At 55.8% G+C, this 882-nt stretch carries 1 protein-coding gene; it reads right to left on the bottom strand.

Translation table 11 applies throughout. The annotated features are described in order from the left end of the window. Window positions 1–143 precede the first annotated feature (143 nt). A complete protein-coding gene (locus A9B99_RS17595; RefSeq protein WP_064599785.1) occupies window positions 144–692 on the bottom strand; it encodes a DUF3304 domain-containing protein in 549 nt (182 codons plus the stop codon). Between the last annotated feature and the right edge of the window lie 190 nt (window positions 693–882).

Below are 882 nucleotides of genomic sequence, written 5' to 3' on the forward strand. Positions count from 1 at the left end.
CCACCGCCGTATCAACCCGTTCAACTTTTTCCCAGAATCCCATTCTTGCTCCCTGTTATGTTATTCGTGAATGTGCCTGCTGAAACAGGCCTGTGCCGCCTGGTTTGCGGCCGCTGTTAGTGCATCCAAATCTATTGCCATGGTCACTGCTCCTCTGTGTTTACGGGAGGCGGTGTGTGGTTCGGGCTGCGCGGGTCATAGGGCGAGAAGGCATTATCACTCCACCCCAGCAGGACCCGGTCGCCCGGTAAAAAATGAACATGCAGGTCGTTTTCACCCCGCTTACGCTCAGGCATTGGCATAACAACCTTATGAACCTCTGTGCGTAACCCGGCGTTGTACTGCGCTCTGGTATAGGTAACGGTCCAGATAACCTCTGCCGTCTTCCCGTGGACACTGCCGCAGCAGGTAGTCGCTCCGTTTTCACCTGCATACTTATTAGTAGGGTCAAAAGCTCCGGCATTCCCCCCCGCCATACCGTTCACGCTGAACCCCAGTATGGGCCGGTCCAGTTTGCTGTGAATAATCAGTGTCACTCCCCCTGCCGGTGGTGCCCAGAGCATCACCCACACCATCCAGCCCGCCACATACAGTACCGGCAGCGACACCACACCCCAAATCCACACTTTTCTCCGGGCATAAAACCGTGCCACCGCCGTATCAACCCGTTCAACTTTTTCCCAGAATCCCATTCTTGCTCCCTGTTATGTTATTCGTGAATGTGCCTGCTGAAACAGGCCTGTGCCGCCTGGTTTGCGGCCGCTGTTAGTGCATCCAAATCTATTGCCATGGTCACTGCTCCTCTGTGTTTACGGGAGGCGGTGTGTGGTTCGGGCTGCGCGGGTCATAGGGCGAGAAGGCATTATCACTCCACCCCAGCAG

The organism is Mangrovibacter phragmitis (assembly GCF_001655675.1).
Classification (GTDB): Bacteria; Pseudomonadota; Gammaproteobacteria; order Enterobacterales; family Enterobacteriaceae; genus Mangrovibacter; species Mangrovibacter phragmitis.